This is a genomic window from Listeria farberi (assembly GCF_014229295.1).
Classification (GTDB): domain Bacteria; phylum Bacillota; class Bacilli; order Lactobacillales; family Listeriaceae; genus Listeria; species Listeria farberi.
Genome location: NZ_JAARZL010000001.1, coordinates 1,421,110 through 1,442,881, shown reverse-complemented (window position 1 = coordinate 1,442,881; position 21,772 = coordinate 1,421,110). Strand labels below are relative to the sequence as shown.

General features: G+C 37.6%; 16 protein-coding genes and 2 other annotated features. Of the genes, 11 read left to right on the top strand and 5 right to left on the bottom strand.

What is annotated here, in order from left to right:
- The first annotated feature begins 48 nt into the window (after positions 1–48).
- Positions 49–537, top strand: a complete 489-nt coding sequence (locus tag HCB38_RS07140; RefSeq protein WP_003736784.1) for a CcdC family protein — start codon at positions 49–51, stop codon at positions 535–537.
- A gap of 173 nt (positions 538–710) precedes the next feature.
- Positions 711–1,226, top strand: coding sequence for a hypothetical protein (locus HCB38_RS07135; protein ID WP_185318949.1), 516 nt, complete (start codon positions 711–713; stop codon positions 1,224–1,226).
- 41 nt (positions 1,227–1,267) lie between these two features.
- Here the strand turns inward: HCB38_RS07135 and HCB38_RS07130 are convergent, their stop codons facing one another.
- A complete protein-coding gene (locus tag HCB38_RS07130; RefSeq protein ID WP_003727338.1) occupies positions 1,268–1,876 on the bottom strand; it encodes a lysophospholipid acyltransferase family protein in 609 nt (202 codons plus the stop codon).
- 115 nt (positions 1,877–1,991) lie between these two features.
- Here HCB38_RS07130 and HCB38_RS07125 point away from each other — a divergent pair, with 115 nt between their 5' ends.
- The 9 genes from HCB38_RS07125 (at position 1,992) to HCB38_RS07085 (ending at position 15,495) form a co-directional block, all read left to right on the top strand.
- Positions 1,992–3,116 (top strand): exonuclease SbcCD subunit D, encoded by a 1,125-nt coding sequence (locus tag HCB38_RS07125; protein WP_185318948.1) that lies wholly within the window; start codon positions 1,992–1,994, stop codon positions 3,114–3,116.
- Positions 3,113–6,184 carry an AAA family ATPase gene (locus HCB38_RS07120; protein WP_185318947.1) on the top strand — a complete coding sequence of 1,024 codons (3,072 nt, stop codon included), beginning with the start codon at positions 3,113–3,115 and terminating at the stop codon, positions 6,182–6,184. Before HCB38_RS07125 ends, HCB38_RS07120 begins: the two co-directional genes overlap by 4 nt.
- 83 nt (positions 6,185–6,267) lie before the next feature.
- A complete protein-coding gene (locus HCB38_RS07115; protein ID WP_185637963.1) occupies positions 6,268–9,486 on the top strand; it encodes a DEAD/DEAH box helicase in 3,219 nt (1,072 codons plus the stop codon).
- Entirely contained in the window at positions 9,486–9,908 is a 423-nt protein-coding gene (locus HCB38_RS07110; protein ID WP_185618771.1) for a general stress protein, read from the top strand. The genes HCB38_RS07115 and HCB38_RS07110 overlap by 1 nt, the downstream gene beginning before the upstream one ends.
- A 24-nt stretch (positions 9,909–9,932) precedes the next feature.
- Positions 9,933–10,736 carry an STAS domain-containing protein gene (locus tag HCB38_RS07105; protein WP_185618774.1) on the top strand — a complete coding sequence of 268 codons (804 nt, stop codon included), beginning with the start codon at positions 9,933–9,935 and terminating at the stop codon, positions 10,734–10,736.
- Positions 10,737–10,890: 154 nt separating this feature from the next.
- Positions 10,891–13,593: an aconitate hydratase AcnA gene (gene acnA / locus HCB38_RS07100; RefSeq protein ID WP_185637960.1), complete on the top strand. Its 2,703-nt coding sequence runs from the start codon at positions 10,891–10,893 to the stop codon at positions 13,591–13,593.
- 100 nt (positions 13,594–13,693) lie between these two features.
- Entirely contained in the window at positions 13,694–13,927 is a 234-nt protein-coding gene (locus HCB38_RS07095; RefSeq protein WP_185318942.1) for a hypothetical protein, read from the top strand.
- A 12-nt stretch (positions 13,928–13,939) separates the two neighbouring features.
- Positions 13,940–14,521, top strand: coding sequence for a DNA-3-methyladenine glycosylase I (locus HCB38_RS07090; RefSeq protein ID WP_185318941.1), 582 nt, complete (start codon positions 13,940–13,942; stop codon positions 14,519–14,521).
- Positions 14,521–15,495, top strand: coding sequence for a S66 family peptidase (locus HCB38_RS07085; RefSeq protein ID WP_185319019.1), 975 nt, complete (start codon positions 14,521–14,523; stop codon positions 15,493–15,495). The genes HCB38_RS07090 and HCB38_RS07085 overlap by 1 nt, the downstream gene beginning before the upstream one ends.
- 39 nt (positions 15,496–15,534) lie before the next feature.
- Here the strand turns inward: HCB38_RS07085 and HCB38_RS07080 are convergent, their stop codons facing one another.
- The 4 genes from HCB38_RS07080 to lap all read right to left on the bottom strand — a co-directional run bounded on the left by HCB38_RS07080 (position 15,535) and on the right by lap (position 20,754).
- Complete coding sequence (locus HCB38_RS07080; RefSeq protein WP_185323084.1) at positions 15,535–16,602, bottom strand: ABC transporter permease; 1,068 nt, start codon at positions 16,600–16,602, stop codon at positions 15,535–15,537.
- Complete coding sequence (locus HCB38_RS07075; protein WP_185318939.1) at positions 16,599–17,519, bottom strand: ABC transporter ATP-binding protein; 921 nt, start codon at positions 17,517–17,519, stop codon at positions 16,599–16,601. The genes HCB38_RS07080 and HCB38_RS07075 overlap by 4 nt, the downstream gene beginning before the upstream one ends.
- Before the next feature lie 82 nt (positions 17,520–17,601).
- Positions 17,602–18,030 carry a VOC family protein gene (locus tag HCB38_RS07070; RefSeq protein WP_185637958.1) on the bottom strand — a complete coding sequence of 143 codons (429 nt, stop codon included), beginning with the start codon at positions 18,028–18,030 and terminating at the stop codon, positions 17,602–17,604.
- A 123-nt stretch (positions 18,031–18,153) separates the two neighbouring features.
- Positions 18,154–20,754 (bottom strand): adhesion-mediating acetaldehyde/alcohol dehydrogenase LAP, encoded by a 2,601-nt coding sequence (lap, locus tag HCB38_RS07065; RefSeq protein WP_185637956.1) that lies wholly within the window; start codon positions 20,752–20,754, stop codon positions 18,154–18,156.
- A gap of 500 nt (positions 20,755–21,254) precedes the next feature.
- Positions 21,255–21,498: a binding site (T-box leader), on the top strand.
- Between the two features lie 48 nt (positions 21,499–21,546).
- Positions 21,547–21,771 (top strand) — a binding site (T-box leader).
- Position 21,772: the final 1 nt, after the last annotated feature.

Here is a 21,772-nt window from a genome sequence, read left to right as displayed (position 1 = left end):
TATAATGAGGAGCGAAGTGTTACAGCAGATTAGTAGGGGGAATTAAAAGTGTCATTAATCATTTCAATTATCATTACACTTGTTTTTGGGGCTGGAATTATCATGATAAGAATGAAAGCATCAAAGCGTCCAGCAAGTGTGAAAGGGATTATCATACCACCAATTATGATGTCGACAGGCGCTCTCATGTTTGTAATTCCTTTTTTCCGTGTTTCGTGGGTAGATATTTTAGAAGCTATAGCAATGGGGCTGGTGTTTTCTGTTATTTTAATTTGGACAACGAAATTTGAAGTTCGTCATAAATACGTATTTATTAAACGTACAAAAGCTTTTCCGGTTATTTTGATGGGACTGTTACTCATTCGGATCTTCATTAAGTACTGGATTAGTGGTAGTTTAGAAGTGGGCGAGTTGTCTGGTATGTTCTGGATAATGGCGTTTGCGATGATTGTGCCTTGGCGAATTGTGATGTATTTTCAATATAAAAATACCGAAAAAGAGCTTAATAAAGTAGAAGTTAGCGGAGAGTACGAATAATAGTGAAAGCATTTTCTAAAACAGCTTGAAAAATGCCGTTCGAATAGCTTATAATGAATAATGTTACATCGTGAGTAATGTTACTTGCCGGATGGGTGAAGCATATCCGAGACTGACGCGGCCAGTTACAAAAGGGCTTCCGAGTTTGGCTTGAAAAAAAGGAGGACATCATCTTGAAGAAATGGTTATTAGTAGTTTTAACTTTAGCACTAGGATTGTCGCTTGCGGCTTGTTCTGGTTCTAACAGTTCTGACAAAAAAGAAGACACAAAAAAAGAAACAACAAGTGATAAAGACAAAGTATTAAATTATTACATGGACTTAGTAGACGTTGTTAATGAAAACAATGGCGATTACAACGCTTATGTAGGAGCAGTTGGCGCAGATCCTAAACCATCTGAAGCAGAACTTGCATCTCTTGCAAAACCAGCTAGTGAATCAGCACTAAAAGTATCTGAAGCACTTGCGAGTGAAAAAACACCAGACCTTGGTAAATCCACAGATGATTTTAAAGCAGCTGTGAAACAATTAAGTGACGCTTACAAATTAGAAGCAGACGCACTTAAAGCTAGTGGTCGCGATACAACAAAAGCAGACGAAGCGATGGCAAAAGCGGACGAAGCAATTGCTGGCGTATTAAAAGATGCTGGACTTAATCCTTCAAGCATTACAACAGATACAGCTTCCTGATAATAAAAAAGACAGTTTCCAAATGGAAGCTGTCTTTTTTATTATTTGTTTTTTGTTTGGTTAATTTCATTTTGAAGTTGTTCAAAAGTCGCCATTAATTCTTGAGACTTAACTTCTAGTAGCTCTTTTTGGTCAAGTTCGGTATCATTGAATAATACCGGATCGCCAAAACGAATAATGATTTTTTTGCGTTTCAAAATCTCTCCAAATGTTTTTGGTCCATCGTAAACGGCAGGTAGCATGGGAACTTTTGCTTTATGGGCAATCGTTACGGCACCACGTTTTAAATGAAGATTCGTTGTTTTTCTAGTACCACTCGGGAAAATACCAACTACTTTGCCAGATTTTAGCATTCGGATGGGCGCTTTAATGGCACTCGGTCCAGGGTTATCACGATTGACTGGAAAGGCATTAAGGTGCGTCATGAGCCAGTTAAGAAATTTACCTTTGAATAGCTCTTGTTTTGCCATATAATGTACTGGTGTTGGCGATAGGGCAAAACCCAGATATAAGATTTCAATCCAAGACGTGTGAGTGGAAACTACAACATAAGGCGCTTCGATAATTTTGTCTTTGTTTTGTACTTGAAATCGTCCACCAATAATAATTAAAATAAAATGAACGAGGTTTTTTGCGAAATGATAAAACAACTTCTTCACTCCCAATATTGCTAGTTATTTTTTTAAACTATATCTAGTATACTTAAAATTGACGAGTTTTGCATTAAAAATAAATAATCTCTGAGAAAAAGAAATGAGGTAACCGATGAAATTTTTACATACAGCTGATTTGCATTTAGGAAAAATTGTATCAGGCGTATCGATGCTTGCAGAACAAGAGTATATTTTGGCCCAAATAACAAAGATTGCAGAAGAAGAACAGGTCGACGCACTTATTTTAGCGGGAGACTTATATGATCGTGCTGTGCCACCTGCTGATGCGGTGAAAGTATTAAATGATATTTTAGTCAAGTGGAATGTAGAGCTTGGTATTCCGATATTTGCGATTAGTGGAAATCATGATAGCGCCGAACGACTAGCATTTGGTAGCCAGTGGTATGAAAGCAGTAAATTATATATGAAAGGTAAATGCACTTCGGAGTTTGAAGGCATTCCTTTTATGGATGCGGAAGTGTGGCTCGTCCCATATCACGAACCAGCAATTATTCGAGAAGCTTTGGCAGATAATTCGATTCGCAGTTTTGAAGATGCTATGCAAGCTGTGACGAAACAAATTCGGTCCAAATGGGATAAAAGTAAGGCGCAGATTTTGGTTGGACATGCCTTCGTTTCTGGCGGGATTCCAAGTGATTCTGAACGACAATTAGCAATCGGGAATGTAGACCGTGTTTCTACGGATTGTTTTGATGGTTTTACGTATACCGCCCTTGGGCATTTGCACCATCCGCATGCAATTCGCCACCCGTCTATCTTTTACAGTGGATCTCCGTTAAAGTATTCATTTTCAGAAGCAAATGATCATAAGAGTGTGCGAATTGTGGAGTTGGAGGGAAAAGAACTGCTTAGCGTGACTGAGCGCTTTCTAACGCCAAAACATGATATGCGCATTATTTCTGGAACACTAGCGGAACTGACGGAAAACTTAGTAGAAAAGCCAAACGACTTTTTTCAAGTGAATTTAATGGATGAAGGGGCTTTAATTGATCCAATGGGAAAATTGCGCCAATTTTATCCGAACATTTTACATTTAGAACGAAAAAAACAAACTTTAAAAGAAACACAAGATAGCTTTGAAGAGATAATGAAAAAAGATGATTTAGAGCTATTTGGCCAGTTTTTTGAATATGTCAATGGAACGGAATTAACGGAAACACAAAAACAAAAGTTGGCGGATGTTTTTGAACAAGCGAGAAAGGAGGAAGTGGAATGAGACCGATTAAATTAACGATGCAAGCTTTCGGAGCCTATGCAAAAAAAGAAGTTATCGATTTTGAAAAATTGGGAACGGAGCAGATTTTTGTGATTTCTGGTAAAACTGGGGCTGGGAAATCGACTATTTTTGATGCAATTAGTTTTGCGATTTTTGGGAAAGCGAACACATTTGACCGTGAGAGTTTTTCGATGCGAAGTCATTTTGCAACGGATAAAGAAATAACGGAAGTAACGCTTGTGTTTAGATTGAAAGACAAAATTTATCAGATTAGTCGCATTCCGCAACAAGAAATTGCTAAACAACGTGGAAATGGAACGACAACTTCCCCACAAAAAGCAGAATTATATGAGCTAGTTGGTAATGAAATGAAGTTACTCGCGAGTTCCGTTCGCGATGTCAATACAAAAATGGAAGAATTAATTCAACTTAATGTGGACCAATTTAGACAAATTTTGATGATTCCTCAAGGCGAATTTAGAGAGCTCCTCGTATCGGATAGTAAAGAAAAGGAAGTCATATTGCAAAGGTTAGCACATACCGTTTACTATGAAAAAGTGGAAAATTTGCTATGGGAAAAGCAAAAACAAGCAGAAGTTTTAGTCATAGAAGCGCGCAAAAAAGTGGCAGAACTTGCTGAACTTAGTTTGCCAGGAGTGGAAGTTTCGGGAAAGACAACGAGTGAAATCAGCGCTCTACAAACCGAGGCAATTCAAAAAGAACAAGTGATTTTAACAGAATTAGAAAGTGAATTAAGTGTTGTTCGCAAAAAAACAAGTGAAGCTGTCGAAAAAGTGACACTAGCTAAAGAACAACTGCTTGATTGGCAAAATTTAGATTTATATATAGAAGAAGTAGCTAAATTAGATGCTGAAAAAGACTTTTATCAAGTGATAGCAGACCGAATTGAAGCAGCTAAAAGAGCCAGTAATTTGCGTTCTCAGGATGCACTTTGTATCCGTTTAAAAGAACAATTAGAAACTGCAGTAAATACTGAAAAACAAGTAGCACATGAAGTAGAGTTAATAACAAATCAATTTTCAAATGCCAAAAAACAAAAAGAAGCACTCGCTGAACAAGAAGCAGCACTAGAAGCTAATAAACGAACACTTTTTCAATTAGAAGAAATGGAACCAAAAATCATTGAATTAGAAACAGTAACGATTCAACAAAGAGTGGCTGAAATTAATTGGAAAGAAGCAGCAGATTGTTTGGAAAAAGTAATGAAAACAGAGCAGGAAAACGTAGCAGAACTACAGTTAATGGAAACTCGTTTAGGAGAAATTAACCAAGCAGAACTAGCGATTTTAGAGGCTATTAATAAACGAACAACTGCCGAAGCTCTCATTGAAAAAAATCAAGAACTTGTTAATAAACGAATGAAAATGGATCTATGGAATAAACAAAAACAAACAGAAGAACAAACACTAGCACAACTTTTAACAGAAAAATTAGCTATAGAAACAACTATTAAACAAGAAGAATCAAATTTACAACAAGAACAAGCTGCAACACTCGCAGCTCATTTGCACGAGGGGGACGCTTGTCCTGTCTGTGGTTCTGTGTCACATCCACAATTGGCAGAATACGGGGAGTCGGCCAGCCTCACAACTCTAGAAGAGGCAAAAGCCAAACTACGCGAAAAACAATTAGCGATTAATGAGGCTGAAAAATCAATCAGTCAACTTGAATGGCAATTAGCTGAATGGGCAGATATAGCAGATGTGAATCTAGTTGCAGTAGAAAATTTATTAGTAGAAAACCGCCAATTAGCTAAAAACCTATCGGATCAAATAAATCAATTGCAAACTAATGTGGCGCAAAAAGAAAATATTCAAGGCGCACTTGAAACATTAAAAAACAAACAAAAAGAGCTAGAAACAGAAAAAAATAATACGGCTCTTCAAGTAGAAAGTTTTCACCAAGAAGTTCAACTTGCATCAGGAAAATTAAGCTATCTGGAACAAGCAATTCCAGCTGATTTACGAGATAAAACTATTTTTGATAAGCAAAAGAATGAATTAAGTAGCAGCATTAAAACACATCTGGAACAAGTCGAACAAGTGGATAAGGTATTTAGAGAAGCTGAAAAAGAAACAACTAAGCTAGAATCAACATTGCAATCTGCCGAAAAAACAGCACTGGACGCTAAAGAAGCATTACAAGTCCAACGCGAAGTTTTTAAAGAGGCAATGAAACAAAATGATTTTCCTACTTATGAGGCTTATAAACAAGCTTTAATGTCAGTAGAAGAACTAAAGAGTAAAGAAGAACAACTAGCTGATTTTGAGCGGAAACGCCATTTAGCTATATCACGCCAAGCTGATTTGACAGAAAAACTGAAAAACAAACAAAAACCAAATATCGAACAACTAGAATCACTTATGAACGAAAAACAATTTGAACTTGCTCAGTCAGAAGAAAACACAATTAAGCAACGTGACTTTGTTTTGAAACGAAAAGAACTTGCCGAAAACTATCAAAACAGTATTCAAGCAGTAGAAAAAGCAGAAGAAAATTATGCGGACATTGGCTTATTAGCAGACTCAGCTCGTGGTAAAAATGCTAGACGGCTAACCTTTGAACGATATATTTTAGCGATGTTTTTAGACACGATTATCCACCGCGCCAACCACCGTTTATCCAAAATGACAAGCGGTCGTTTTGAACTCCAGCGAAAAATCGAAAAAGCAAAAGGAAATGTCCAAAGTGGCTTAGAACTTGAAGTTTTTGATGAATATACGGGATTAACACGCCACGTAAAAACACTTTCGGGAGGAGAAAGTTTTAAAACCTCTTTAGCTCTTGCTTTATCACTGGCAGAAGTTGTTCAAGAAATGGCTGGCGGGATTTCGCTTGAGACCATGTTTATTGATGAAGGGTTCGGCACACTTGATCCTGAATCACTTGAAGCTGCAGTGGAATGTTTATTAGAAACACAAGAAAATGGCCGCTTAGTTGGGATTATCTCTCATGTGCCGGAACTAAAAGAACGGATTTCAGCAAGACTCGAAGTAACAGCGACAAATCACGGAAGTACCACTAAATTTATTACTGCAAGTAGCTAAAAGACCGCATGCGTTGCCGTCCCTCGTCTTTTCCTATATAATAGTAGTTTAGAGTAATGGACGTTTTTGGGAGGAAGAAAGTAATGGAGCACTTTACAGCAATTCAAAATAAAATGATTCCATATAGTGTGAAGCAGGCTGGAAAGAAACTGATGGAAGACGGAGAAATCATTCAGTTTCGTGAAAAGGATTCAGCAGACCATTTTTTAACGTATTTTATTGATCAAAATGTCGTAGAAGATGCAGGCAGTGAAAATTATGCGTGTAGCTGTGCTGATTTTCAATTGAATGCTATTTGTAAACACATCTATGCAACACATTTAAAAATGGAAAAAGAAAAACAACAGATAGCCAAGCAAGATTTTAAAAATCGAATTCTCACACAGGAATCAAATACACTTCTTTCCCTTTTTCAACAAAATATGGCCCAACAACTTGAAGTGGAAGAGGACAATACGAACAAAATGCCACTTCAAACCCAATATATCCTCCGTTTAAAGCCGGATGAGTCTAGTTATATAATGACTATTGAAGTCAAAGTAGGAACAGAACGAACTTATGTTGTAAAAAATATGAATACCTTTTTAGCCGCAATTCGTGACCGACAGTGGCTTGTTTTTACCAAGAATTTTGCTTATGATCCGAATGAGCATTTCTTTTTGGAGGAAGACAAACAAATTTTGGATAAATTACTGCAAATCAGCGAAATTGCAAAAATATACGATACAGATACTTTCTACTGGTCCAAGTCTTACGCAGAAGAGAAAAATTTAACGATACCACCTAGCATGGCGAGTGGGTTATTGGAGCTTCTCACTAAACGCGATACGACTTGTATTATTATGAAAGAACGCGTCGAAGATATTAAATACCGCGGTATCAATGTGCGCCACGACAACCTTGATTTCATTTTTGAACTCAAAAAAAGCGCAGATGACAAATACCAACTAGAAATGGAAGACTTACAACAAGCAATCTTTTTTGAAGCTTACCAACTTCTTTTCTTTGATGGCACTTTTTTCATCCCTGCAAAAGAAGTGTGGGAATCGTTAAAACCGTTAATGGAATTTCATAAAGTAACGAAAAATGAAGTGGTGCAATTTTCAGAGTCCCAGTTGAGTGAAGTTATTTCATACGTTTTGCCTGCTTTACAGAAAAGTGGCAAATTAAAACTGGATGATTCGATTGAAGACCGGATTACGCAACAACCGCTTGATTGTAAATTATTTATTGCACTCGAATACGGAGAGCACACATTACGTCTTGAATATCATTATGGCAATCAACTATTCGATCCATTTGCAACTTCAGAAGAAGAAAACGAAAAGATTATGATTCGCGATGTGGAAAAAGAAGCCCGTGTAATGAATATTATTGAAAGCGCACCTGTCCATTTTTCCGGAACAAAAATGGTTGTCAATAAACAAGAGAAAGATTTATATCAGTTTTACTATCGCACCATTCCAAAACTTGCTGAGTACGCAGAGATTTATATGGAAGACGGCTTAGAAGAAATGGTAGAAGAGAATGTGCGCCCAGTAACAACGTTAGATGTCTCTTCTGATAACGATTATCTTTCTGTTTCATTCGATTTCAAAGGTATTCCGGAAGAAGAAGTGCAAAATGTCCTAGAATCCTTGCGCGAAAAACGCAGCTATCATCGTCTTAAAAATGGTCGTTTCTTATCGCTCGAGTCAGAAAACTATAAACAAATGGAAGACGTACTCCAAATGTTAGAGGTGCGTAAAAAAGATGTGCAAGCAAATATGCAAGTGCCACTTTATCGTGGAATGCAAATTTATGATATCTTAGGAGCAGGAACACAAGACGAACATCATAAATTCAGCCGTTCGTTCCGCGAATTGCTTACAGATATTACGACGCAATCCGAAGACAGTTTTGCTTTACCAAAAGGATTAAAAGCAGAGTTGCGCGATTATCAACTAACTGGGTTTGAATGGATGAAATCACTTGCGAAATATAATCTTGGCGGCATTTTAGCAGATGACATGGGGCTTGGTAAAACGGTGCAAACAATTAGTTTTCTAGCATCTGAGTTAGAAGATAACCCTAACTTAAAACCAGTCTTAATTATTACGCCAGCATCACTACTTTATAACTGGCAAAGCGAATTAGAAAAATTTGCGCCAGCTATTCCAGTGACCGTTTTACATGGAACGAAACAATCCCGGATGGCTGAAATGGAAGAAATGAAGCATGGCCATGTATATTTAATTTCGTATCCATCGTTACGCCAAGATATTGTTCATTTTGCAGATGTCGCTTTTTCCAGCGTTATTATTGACGAGTCACAAGCTATCAAGAATTATCATACGAAGGCATCTCAGGCTGTGCGCGCTTTGAAACGCAATCATGTATTCGCGCTCAGTGGAACGCCGCTTGAAAACAGTATCGATGAACTATGGGCAATTTTCCAAACATTAATGCCAGGATTTTTCCCTTCATTACGCAAGTTTAAAGAAATACCTTACGACAACATTGCTAAAATGATTCGTCCATTCTTACTACGTCGACTAAAACAAGATGTTGTCAAAGAACTACCAGATAAAATTGAAACCAACCTTTATTCTGAATTAACCGATGAGCAAAAAACAATCTACTTAGCTTACTTAGAAAAAATTCAAGCTGATTTAGAAGAAAGTAATGGCAATGCTTCCGAAGAACGAATCAAATTACTCGCGGGATTAACTCGTTTACGTCAAATTTGTTGTGATCCGAGTCTTTTTGTGGAAAATTATCAAGGTGAATCTGGTAAATTACTACAATTATTTGATACAATACAGACAGCAAGAGAAAACGGTAAACGCATTCTCCTGTTTTCCCAATTCACGGGTATGCTTGGAATTATTCGCCGAAAACTAGAAGAAGATGGACAAACACTTTTCTATATGGATGGTAAAACACCATCGAAAACAAGATTAGATATGGTCAATGCTTTTAATGAAGGGGAGAATGATATTTTCTTAATTTCCTTGAAAGCGGGAGGAACTGGACTTAATCTTGTTGGCGCGGATACTGTAATTTTATATGATTTATGGTGGAATCCCGCCGTAGAAGAACAAGCAACCGGACGTGCACACCGAATCGGTCAAAAACGCATCGTCCAAGTGTTCCGAATGATTACAAAAGGTACGATTGAAGAACGAATTTTTGACTTACAAAAGAAAAAACAAGCGCTAGTGGATGAACTAATCCAACCAGGTGAACAAATGCTAGGAAAATTAAGCACAGAAGAAATAAAACAAATTTTACAATTGGATAATGGAAGGGATGACAAATAATGAAAAAATGGGAAGTATTCGCAGTTCAAAATGTCAAGGCAGCAGAGGAAATTATCAACAAGTTAGTAAGTGAGGGCTATGAAAAAGAAGACATTTCTGTTCTAGCTAAATCAAAACACAACAAAAACCTAGAAACACTAACAGAAAAAGAAAATATCGAAATCGAACGTCCTGTAAACGAAGAAGCTTTCGGTATTATTTCTGGAATCTTACAATCCCTAAGTGGAGCTATTGTTATTCCTCAAGCCTATAACCCTAAATACGGTGCATTATACGCGGCGGGGCCCTTTGCCAAATGGTTCTCCAAAACAGACGATAAATCTGTAAAAAGATTATTAGAAGACTTTGATTTAACAGAAGAACAAGTAGATAAAATGATTGAAAATTTACATGCAGATAACATCTTAATTTTTGCGAGATAATATCGGTGAAAAAAGGAGAAGTTTATGCAAATTAAGGAATTTTTGATTAGTCGTCGTTCAGAGTTAGTGAATATGTTTTACGAAAATTATTATATTGAAACAGATGAATTTAAACTAAGACTTCGTGGTGGTGAAGAGGAAGCAGCTATTCGCTCCTTAAGCAATGCGTCGTGTGGCATGATTATTGATGTAATTACTGGTGTGAAAGAACGAGACTTTGAAAGCATCGGTAAAAGACGCTTCAATGATAAGACTGATATTAGAAAAATTCATCAACATATGAGTCAAGTCGAAAAATATATCATTACTAGCTTAGTCAAATGGAAGGAAACAGAAAATGTTTTCTATACGGATGCTGACATTATCCAATTTATGCTTGATATAAAAGATACGCTTTCATCCATTCAACAACAATTGTTAGAAGGATTTATGCAAGAAAATAGAAATCAAGTAGCAGCTCAGCGAAAAGAAATCATTCAATTATCCACGCGAATTATTCCAATAAATGATTCTATTGGCGTTTTACCAATTGTTGGTAGTTTAGATGACGATAGAGGCTATTTTATGAAAGAGAAAGCAGTAGAATCTGCGGATAAGCTGAATTTGGATACGATTGTCATTGATTTTTCCAGTGCGGTATTAAAAGATGATTTTGCAACGAAACACATGGAAGATATGATTCAATCCTTTAAATTGATTGGTTTAGTACCAATACTTTCAGGTATGCAACCAAGCTTTGCCCAGCGCACCATTCAACTTGGTTCCAATATTTCTAAACTCGAATCATTTGGCTCTTTAGAACAAGCATTAACCAATATAGGTGTATAAAGTAAAAATGAATGGCGCACGTTGCCATTCATTTTTTTGTTATAAGAAAAAGTTATCAAAATATAGCGGATTCTCTTTGTTTACTTATCGCTTGTTTTTAAGTACAATAGATGAGAGAGACCAATCGTTTCAAGAATTGAAGGAGGAAACGTGGATGACTAATTGGAAAGAAAAAGCAAAAGCATCATTTCAGTTGAACGACAAAACGTATCATTATTACAAACTTAAAACCTTAGAAGAGGACAAGCTTACAAACATCGAGAAATTACCTTATTCTGTACGTGTTTTGCTTGAATCGGTATTAAGACAAGCAGATGGCAGAGTAATTAAGGACTCACATGTAGAAGATTTAGCTCATTGGTCTAAAGATGGCAATGAAGGGGAAGTGCCATTCAAACCTGCCCGTGTTATTTTACAAGATTTCACAGGTGTTCCAGCAGTCGTTGATTTAGCTTCTTTACGTAAAGCAATGGCAGACCTTGGAGGCGATCCTGAAAAAATCAATCCGGAAATTCCGGTCGATTTAGTCGTCGATCACTCGGTGCAAGTGGATAGCTACGCGAATCCAGAAGCACTTAAAATCAACATGGAACTTGAATTCAAACGCAACATGGAACGTTACCAGTTTTTAAATTGGGCGCAAAAAGCATTTGATAACTACCGCGCTGTACCACCTGCAACAGGTATTGTTCACCAAGTTAACTTAGAGTATTTAGCAAACGTCGTCATTGCAAATGAAGTAGTAGACGGCGAATTTGTAGCGTTCCCAGATTCTCTTGTTGGAACAGATAGCCACACAACAATGATTAACGGTATTGGTGTTTTAGGTTGGGGTGTTGGAGGTATTGAAGCAGAAGCTGGCATGCTCGGTCAACCATCTTACTTTCCAATTCCAGAAGTTATTGGCGTAAAATTGCTAGGTGCACTACCAAATGGGGCAACTGCAACCGATTTTGCATTAAAAGTTACCCAAGTTTTACGGGAACAAAAAGTAGTAGGTAAATTTGTGGAGTTTTACGGTCCAGGCGTTGCAACACTGCCACTTGCTGACCGTGCAACTGTTGCAAATATGGCTCCAGAATACGGCGCAACTTGTGGCTTCTTCCCAGTGGATAAAGAAGCACTTAACTACTTAAAACTAACTGGCCGTGATAAAGAACAAATCGAATTAGTAGAAGCTTATTTAGAAGCAAATGATTTATTTTTCACACCAGAAAAAGTGGAACCAAACTACACGCAAATCGTGGAAATCGATCTTTCTGCGATAGAGCCAAACTTGGCAGGACCAAAACGTCCACAAGATTTAATCCCACTTTCAAAAATGAAAGAAACATTCCGCGAATCGATTACTGCCAAAGCAGGCAACCAAGGTTTCGGTCTTGATAAATCAGCTTTAGAGAAAGAAGTCACTGTAACCTTTGGTAATGGAGATCAATCTACTATGAAGACTGGTTCTGTTGCCATTGCGGCGATTACAAGTTGTACGAACACTTCTAACCCATATGTTATGTTAAGCGCTGGTTTGGTTGCTAAAAAAGCAGTCGAAAAAGGCTTAGAAGTACCAAAATTCGTCAAAACTTCCTTAGCACCTGGTTCCAAAGTCGTAACAGGCTACTTAGAAAAAGCTGGATTACTTCCATATTTAGAAAAACTTGGGTTTGACCTTGTTGGCTATGGTTGTACAACGTGTATCGGTAATTCTGGTCCATTAAAAGAGGAAATTGAAGAATCGATTCAAAACAGCGATTTGCTTGTTTCTGCGGTATTAAGTGGTAACCGTAACTTTGAAGGTCGTATTCATGCACTTGTGAAAGCAAACTTCTTAGCTTCACCACCTCTAGTCGTTGCCTATGCGCTTGCTGGGACAACAAATGTTGACATGCTAACCGAACCAATCGGGCGTGGTAATAATGGCGAAGAAGTCTTCTTAAATGATATTTGGCCAAGTTCCGAAGAAGTGAAGGCGCTTGTAGAAGAAACCGTAACCCCAGAACTTTTCCGTGAACAATATGCCCATGTTTTTGATGAGAACGAAGCTTGGAATGCGATCGAAACAACGGAAGACGCTTTGTACAAATGGGATGAAAATTCTACGTATATTGCCAACCCGCCATTCTTTGATAATTTAGCAAAAGAAGCTGGCAAAGTAGAAAGCTTATCTGGTCTCCGGGTTATTGGTAAATTTGGTGATTCTGTTACGACCGACCATATTTCACCAGCCGGAGCAATCGGTAAAGATACACCTGCTGGAAAATTCCTACAAGAACAAGGCGTGGCCATTCGCGATTTTAACTCTTATGGCTCTCGTCGTGGCCATCATGATGTGATGATGCGCGGGACATTTGCGAATATCCGTATCAAAAATCAAATCGCACCAGGTACAGAAGGTGGCTATACAACTTACTGGCCAACTGGCGAAGTGATGTCCATTTATGATGCATCTAGAAAATATATCGAAAATAATACTGGTTTAGTCATTCTTGCTGGCGACGATTACGGAATGGGATCTTCCCGTGACTGGGCTGCCAAAGGAACGAACTTGCTAGGAATTAAAACAGTTATTGCGAAAAGCTATGAACGGATTCATCGTTCTAACCTTGTCATGATGGGCGTTTTACCACTTCAGTTCCAACCAGGCGAAGACGCAGAAACACTTGGCTTAACTGGCTCAGAAAGTTTACAAGTGGAAATCGGTGAAGAGGTAGCGCCGAGAGATATTGTCAAAGTGACAGCTGTTCGCGAAGATGGCTCTAGCTTCACATTTGATGCACTTGCGCGATTTGATTCAGAAGTAGAAATTGACTATTACCGTCATGGTGGAATTCTACCAATGGTCCTTCGTGGCAAATTAAAATAATTATCAAAAAAGAAGCGAACAATTAAGTTCGCTTCTTTTTATTTTCACTTGCAAAAAGAGAACGTATGTTTTATGATTGGTAAATAGGAGGCTTGAGCGAATGAGGTATCAAAAGATAAGTTTGGTTGTAACAGGAATAATTGCAGCTGCAGTTGGTTATCTTATTTTCAAAAGCGGCTACCACCCAGATGTTCCGAACTGGCTATTATTTTTATTTTTAGCATTAAGTATTGCAGTTGCAGTTAGTCAGTGGAAAGAGAGACGAATAATTTGGAGTTGTATTGGTTTGTTTGTGGCAGTTTTAATTAGTGTATATTACATTTTAACTATATAGGAGGAATTCCCTTTGTCTGAAGAATTACGTTGCCCTTGGTCAATAAATGATCCATTTGAGTTAGAATACCATGATAAAGAATGGTGTATCCCAAGTAAAGATGACACTTATTTATTTGAAATGCTAAATTTAGAAGGGGCGCAAGCTGGTTTGTCATGGAAATTAATTTTACATAAAAGAAAAGCCTATCAAGAAGCTTTTTTTCATTTTGATATTGATAAGTGCGCTCGGTTAACAGATGAAGATTTAGCGCGGATTGTTTCAGAAGCGGCCATTGTAAAGAACCGTTTAAAAGTCAAAGCAGTTCGCACCAATGCCCTAGCTACACAAAAAGTCCAAGCAGAATTTGGCTCATTCGCTAATTATATTTGGAGTTTTACAAATGGAGAGCGAGTCATTAATGAATGGCAGGGAATGGGAGAAGTTCCAGCTAAGACAGAACTATCCGAAAAAATAAGTAAGGATTTGAAGAAACGAGGCTTTAAGTTCGTTGGACCTGTGATTATCTATTCTTATTTACAAGCTATTGGCATTCTGGACGATCATTTACGTTCATGTCCATTCCATACACTAAATAGGGAGGCGATGAAATGATGATTCCCGCAAAATTAAAACAAGGTGATGAAATTCGTATCATTGCTCCAAGTCGATCACTTGGTATACTAGCAGAAAATCAAGTTGATTTTGCTGTTAATCGCCTAAATGAGATGGGTTTTAAAGTCACTTTTGGAGAACATGTTTCAGAAATAGATTGTATGTTAAGCTCTAGTATTCACTCAAGAGTAGCTGATATCCATGAAGCGTTCAATGATTCGAATGTGAGGGCGATTTTAACTGTTATCGGTGGTTTTAATAGCAATCAGTTATTACCATATTTAGACTATGATTTAATTGCTGAGAACCCTAAGATTTTTTGCGGATTCTCTGATATTACAGCGCTAGGAACGGCTATTTATACGCAAACCGAACTCGTTACTTACTCTGGCGCTCATTTCTCTACCTTTTCAATGGAAAAGGGTCTAGACTATGTACTTGATTCATTTCACGCTTGCTTAGTAGATAAAGAACCATTTACGCTAACAGAAAGCACCTTGTGGAGTGATGATGAATGGTATTTGGATCAAGAGAATAGAGACTTTAGGCCCAATGAAGGATTAGTTGTTCTTCAAACAGGTGAAGCAGAAGGAACCATTATTGGCGGGAATCTCTGCACGCTTAATTTACTCCAAGGAACAGAATATATGCCTGATTTATCTGGTGCCATTTTATTTCTGGAAGATGATTTTATGACTATTCCAGAAACGTTTGATCGTGATTTGGAGTCGCTTCTTAATCAACCAGGTGCGGATGAAATAAAAGGTTTGGTCATTGGTCGCTTCCAAACAAAAACAGCAATGACGAGAGAGAAACTTGCTTTTATTATAGAAACAAAAACTGCTTTACAAAAAATTCCAGTTATTTCTGGTGCGGATTTTGGTCATACGCAACCACTTGCTACTTTCCCAATTGGCGGAACAGCAAGAATTGATACGAATGCAGTAAATAAAATTGAGATTATCAAACATTAAGAAAGAGGTTGTCCGTTATGGACAACCTCTTTTTTGGAATTAACTTAATGCGACATCTCGTTTTTTGAATATGAAGAAGGTAAAGAAAAGGATAATCGCTGTATATACACCTAAGCCAGCAATAATTTGCCAATCTGCTAAACCGCCAGCGATTTTTTGACCGCCAACTGTATCATTTAAGCTAAGCAAGTTGAAAATAATCCATTTCATCCAGTCATATTTTTCGATAGCGAGTGGTAGTAGTTGACGAATAATTCCACCAGAGAATAGTACGCCGACACCAACACCAACTGCTAATGCTTGTGAACGAACAACAGATGAGAAGAAGAATGCGATAGTTGCATACACGATCATCAGTAAGAAGTTTGTTCCAAGCAGCATCCAAGCATGATCCCACGCTGTCATTGCGCCTGTTGAAGGGGAGAGCGGCATGAAAATCGATTGCTTCGGAAGAATAAACGAGAAGATAAAACTAGCTAAGAATAGCGTGATGGAACTAATGATGCTATAAACAATACACATAAAATATTTAGAGAAGAGAATTTGACTTCTAGAATAAGGTCGAGCAAGTAATAACTTAATTGTTCCGCCAGAAAACTCTGTTGCAACAATAATACTTGCGACAATTACTACTAGCATCGTTGCGACTGCACCAGAGCTACCGAGTGATGCAAAGAAGTCAGCACTTGAAATTCCCGCTGTATTGCTAGCAGGTTTTTCATCTGCATCTACATAAGCTTGATAGAAATCAATTTGATTTTGAACTGATTCTTTTTCAGCTTTCGTTTGAGCAGCTTGTTTTTGGGTTTTTAAGTAAGCAACGGAATCTGTTAGTGATAGTGTTTCGGTTTTATAGGTTGGGTTACCATCTTTATCTGCTGAATTCCAATATTCCTCCTCACTAACCGGAGTTCCTTTATCATCGTAATAAGCTGTAATTCCAGCATTACTTGCATTGCCACCTTCAACGCCGCTTGTATCAATCTTACTTACGAAAAACATAAGTAGTGCCAACGCTAAAACTGCTGCAAATAAAACAATTTGCATAATCCAACTAGACTTTCTAGAAAATAATTTAGTAAATTCATTTTTTATTAATGCTATCATGCTTTTACACCTCCGCCATTTGTTAATTCTAGGAATCGTTCTTCGAGGGAGGCTTGAAGTGGGACCATTTCCAATAAATCGATATTTGCTTGAATAATCGCGCGGGCAATTAAATGCACATCTTCATGAGCTACTTCAATTTTAAATGAATTTTCTTTTTCAGCAATAAGTTTTACTGGAAGTGTAGCAAGAACAGGTTTTGTTGCTTCCGAATCCGTGACTTTAAGTTGATAAACAGCCACGTGATTTTCAAGAACATCACTCATTTTTTCTGTATGAGTTAAGACGCCCTTATTGATAATAGCAAAGCGATCGGTGATTTGTTGAATTTCGCTAAGCAAATGGCTAGAAATTAAAACAGAAGTACCGTTAGTTGCTAAATCACGAATTAAAGTTCTAAATTCTGCCATCCCTTGTGGATCAAGTCCATTGGTTGGCTCATCTAAAATAAGTAGGGCGGGATTGTGAAGTAAGGCTTGTGCAACGCCTAAACGTTGGCGCATACCTAAGGAATATGTTTTTACTTTTTGATTGATGGCATCTGAAAGTTTTACAAGTTCTACAATTTCACGAATATGATCATCTGTAATATTTTTTTGGCTCATTCGTGCAAATTGCTTTAAGTTAGCCCATCCAGACATATACATATAAAATTCCGGATTTTCAATAATTGCTCCTACTTCAGAAATTGCAGCCTTAAAGTCGGTATCAATATTTTTACCATTAATATAAACTGTCCCTTCTGAGCGGCGAATTAAGCCTACAATTGAGCGGATAATAGTTGTTTTACCGGCGCCATTTGGACCAAGTAAGCCAAATACTTCTCCTTTATGTATGTCAAAGCTGATATCGTGGACAATGTTTTTTTGTCCGATTTTTTTCGTGACATGTTCTAATTTTAAAACTGTCTCAGTCATGAACTCACTCCTTTTTTCTCTCACTACTAAAATTGTACTATTTTTTAGTTCTAATTACATTCGGCTAGAGGACGGGAAAAAATCAGTCTTTAGTAGTAGACTCGTTTTCTAAGTTAAGATGCCAATCGATGCTATAATGATCAATAACTTTTGCGTATTTGGCATCCCAAAAAGTTTTTTGAATAGGGATTTCAACGGTTCCTGTTTTAGAAAGTAGTACGAAAGCATGTACAAAACTTTCTTCAGTTTCAAAATTAACTGCAAGTGATAAACGATTTCCCGCATATGTTTCGCCTTCTAGTGTATCTGAGAAGTAAAACAAATCTTTATCGTCTTTCGTAAGCCTAGCATGAAGGATGCGTTCGCCTAATTTTTCATCTCCAGAGAATCCTTCCATCTCGTGAAAAAAACGAGTTTTTGTAATTTCTGCTTGAAACACTTTTTTATAAAATTCTAGCGCTTCTTGGGCTTCCCCGTTAAAAGTGAAGTAGGGCACAGTTGCTCGTATCATTAAATCAACTCCATTCTTGTTTCATTATACTAATTTTAGTACTAAAGCGAAAGCGCAAGCCCTGGGATGGACTTGCGCTTTCTTCTAACTTTATATATTAATGGTGGACAAGTTAGCTAGTTTTTAGACACCTTTGTAAGCTTCGAGATAGATTTCTTTTAGTTCGCTTACAAGTGGTTGTTTAGGGTTGGCAGTAGTACATTGGTCCATGAATGCGCGATCTGCAAGTGTATCTACAACCGCATCCAAGTCTTTTTTAGCAACATTTTGTCCTTTAAGACTCATATCGATACCAACATCTTTACCAAGTTTAATGATTTCATCTACAAGTGATTTAACGCCTTCTTCTGTAGTTGCAGCAGGGAAGCCGATAATACGAGAGATACGAGCATAATCTTCATCTGCACGGAAGCTTTCATATCTTGGGAATAACGCATGTTTTTTAGGTTTAAGTGCGTTATAACGGATAACATGTGGCATAAGGATTGCATTCGCACGACCATGAGGAATGTGGAATTCAGGTCCAATTTTGTGTGCCAAGCTGTGGTTAATTCCTAGGAACGCATTCGCAAATGCCATACCAGCAAGGGCAGAAGCATTATGCATTTTTTCACGCGCGTCAGGATCACCAGTAAGAACAGATTCACGTAAGTTTTCAAATACAAGTTCGATTGCACGGATAGATAATCCACGTGTATAATCGCTTGCCATTACGGATACATAAGATTCAATTGCATGAGTTAGAACGTCCATACCTGTATCAGCAGTAATGTGTGCTGGAACAGTAGTTACATATTGTGCATCGACAATCGCAACGTCTGGAGTTAATTCGTAGTCAGCAAGAGGGTATTTAATGTTGTTTTCTTTGTCTGTAATAACCGCAAATGGAGTTACTTCAGAACCTGTACCACTTGTTGTTGGAATTGCAACGAATTTCGCTTTTCCACCAAGTTTAGGATATTTGAAAGTACGTTTACGGATATCTAAGAATTTTTGTTTCAAGCCGAAGAATGAAGCTTCTGGGTGTTCATAGAATAACCACATACCTTTGGCAGCATCCATTGCGGAACCACCACCAAGAGCGATAATTGTGTCCGGTTTGAAGTCTTTCATTAGTTCTGCACCTTTATAAACTGTTACGTCCGATGGATCTGGTTCAACGTCAGCAAATACTTGGTAAGATACATCATTGCCACGTTTTTTCAGGTGTTCGATTACTACATCTACGTATTTGAATTGAACCATTCCTGGGTCAGTTACGATAAATACACGTTCAACGCCTTCCATTTTTTGAAGGTATTGAGTGGAATATTTTTCAAAGAAAATTTTTGGTGGAAGTTTGAACCATTGCATATTATTTCTCCGATCCGCGATACGTTTAACGTTCAGCAAGTTAGTCGCACTTACATTTTGTGATACAGAGTTTTTACCATAAGATCCACAACCAAGTGTTAGGGAAGGGATGAAACCGTTATAAATGTCACCGATACCGCCTTGAGCGCTTGGTGCATTTACGATGATACGGCAAGCTTTCATACGGATACCAAATGCTTTTTGAACTTCTTTATCAGTAGAGTGTATAACTGCTGAGTGTCCAAGTCCGCCGTATACTAACATTTCTTCACAACGATCGAATGCTTCTGCTTGGTTAGCAGCTTCGATAAATGCAAGAACTGGGCTTAGTTTTTCGTGAGATAGTGGGTATTTGTCGCCAACACCTTTAATTTCAGCTACAAGGATTTTTGTATCTTCTGGAACTTTGAAGCCAGCTTGATTTGCAATCCATGCAGGGGATTTACCAACTACATCTGGGTTAAGTGTTCCTTTTTCAGGGTTGATTACATAGCTTTCTAGTTTTTTGAATTCAGCGCCTTTAACGAAGTAGCATTTATTAGCTTCCATTTCTACTTTTACTTCTTTAGCAACTTCTTTGTCCACGATAACTGCTTGTTCAGAAGCACAAATCATACCTTGGTCAAAAGATTTAGAAAGAATGATGTCATTAACAGAACGTTTGATTTTAGCTGTTTTGTCAATGTAAGCTGGTACGTTACCTGGTCCAACACCTAGTGCAGGTTTACCAGTAGAGTATGCTGATTTAACCATTCCAGCACCACCAGTTGCAAGTACAAGTGCAACTTTATCGTGGTTCATTAATTGTTTTGTTGCTTCTAGGGAAGGTTTTTCTACCCATTGAATACAATGTTCTGGTGCTCCAGCTGCAACTGCTGCATCGTAAACAACTTTTGCTGCTGCAGATGAACAACGTTGCGCACTTGGATGGAAAGCGAAGATGATTGGGTTACGTGTTTTGATTGCAATAATTGCTTTGAAAAGTGTTGTTGAAGTTGGGTTAGTTACTGGTGTAACCCCGGCAACTACTCCGACTGGTTCAGCAATTTCGATAACACCAGTTTGAGTATCTTCGTTAATAACTCCGACTGTTTTGTTATTTTTAATGTTGTTCCAAATATATTCTGTTGCGAAGATATTTTTAATACATTTATCTTCGTATAATCCACGTCCTGTTTCTTCTACTGCTAATTTTGCAAGGGGCATATGTTGGTCAAGTCCGGCAAGCGCCATTGCGTGTACGATATTATCTACTTGTTCTTGGTTGTAACTTTCAAATGCTTTCAATGCTTTTTGTCCATTGTCTGCTAATCTGTCAATCACTTTTTGAACTTCTAATACTTCTTGGGCCGCATTTTCTTTAATTGCCATTTTCCAGAACCTCCTAATATTTGTTCGGGACTTAAAATGTCCATAGTAGACTTTTAACGTCCCTGATAATCCAAAAAAATTTGGCTTGTTGCTTTGCCGTATTCTTCTGTTTTATTTGATTACACCGTTAGTATAATCCATCAATAAAAGTTTGTCCAGTGTTTCACGTGAAAAACTTCACAAATTAATAAAGATGGTCGAAAAGTCCTTTTGGAAAAGCCTTTTTTAGTTAATTAGACATGGTTTATATGAGTATTTTTATCATTGGAATTTAAGCTGATTATCATTTGAGAACCTATATTTATGTGTATTTTAGGGGAAGTGATATTTATTATAATAGAGAAAATAGCATACTTTTTCTGGGATGAAATATTTTATAGGAAGATAGTTCTTTTTTCTTACTTGTTTATTAATTATCGTTTTGCAACCTTTTTAGTATAAAATAGTTTTGTTTTCTTGACTTTCATGGTTTTCTTATGTAAGATGAACACAAGTAAAAAATGATAGCATTGAAGAAGAGTAAGTAGCATGATGAAAGTTTTTAGAGAGCTGACGGTTGGTGAAAGTCAGTAGCGGACATGATGTGAATGGACTTCTGAGCTCTGGTTTGAAAAGGAACTTCCTTAGTAGGATACAGCGATTAGGCCTTATCGTTACACAAGGCGCCCATTCGGAATTTGGATGGATTAAGTGAACTGTTTTTGCAGTTAATCAAGGTGGTACCACGGGTCTCTCGTCCTTGTCTAGTATATTTGCTAGGCTTGGAGAGAGGCCCTTTTTTAATTTTATAAAACGAAAACATGAAACAAGAATAGTACTTTTCATCGATTTTTAAAGAGAGTTAGCGGTTGGTGCGAGCTAATAAATAGATGAAATAGGAATGGGCCTTGTGCGTGATGCCTTGAAATGGAGTAGGGGTGAACGGGAGCTCCCGTTATAGAGCAGCTGTAAAAAAACAGCACTGAGATAGGGGGAATTCCCTAAAATGAGGTGGCACCGCGATAACTCGTCCTCTGAA

Bases quoted from the DNA above. Each gene is read 5' to 3' on its own strand.
- HCB38_RS07125 (WP_185318948.1), top strand. From the start codon at position 1,992: ATGAAATTTTTACATACAGCTGATTTGCATTTAGGAAAAATTGTATCA.
- HCB38_RS07120 (WP_185318947.1), top strand. From the start codon at position 3,113: ATGAGACCGATTAAATTAACGATGCAAGCTTTCGGAGCCTATGCAAAA.
- HCB38_RS07115 (WP_185637963.1), top strand. From the start codon at position 6,268: ATGGAGCACTTTACAGCAATTCAAAATAAAATGATTCCATATAGTGTG.
- HCB38_RS07110 (WP_185618771.1), top strand. From the start codon at position 9,486: ATGAAAAAATGGGAAGTATTCGCAGTTCAAAATGTCAAGGCAGCAGAG.
- HCB38_RS07105 (WP_185618774.1), top strand. From the start codon at position 9,933: ATGCAAATTAAGGAATTTTTGATTAGTCGTCGTTCAGAGTTAGTGAAT.
- acnA (WP_185637960.1), top strand. From the start codon at position 10,891: ATGACTAATTGGAAAGAAAAAGCAAAAGCATCATTTCAGTTGAACGAC.
- HCB38_RS07095 (WP_185318942.1), top strand. From the start codon at position 13,694: ATGAGGTATCAAAAGATAAGTTTGGTTGTAACAGGAATAATTGCAGCT.
- HCB38_RS07085 (WP_185319019.1), top strand. From the start codon at position 14,521: ATGATTCCCGCAAAATTAAAACAAGGTGATGAAATTCGTATCATTGCT.
- HCB38_RS07080 (WP_185323084.1), bottom strand. From the start codon at position 16,602: ATGATAGCATTAATAAAAAATGAATTTACTAAATTATTTTCTAGAAAG.
- HCB38_RS07075 (WP_185318939.1), bottom strand. From the start codon at position 17,519: ATGACTGAGACAGTTTTAAAATTAGAACATGTCACGAAAAAAATCGGA.
- HCB38_RS07070 (WP_185637958.1), bottom strand. From the start codon at position 18,030: ATGATACGAGCAACTGTGCCCTACTTCACTTTTAACGGGGAAGCCCAA.
- lap (WP_185637956.1), bottom strand. From the start codon at position 20,754: ATGGCAATTAAAGAAAATGCGGCCCAAGAAGTATTAGAAGTTCAAAAA.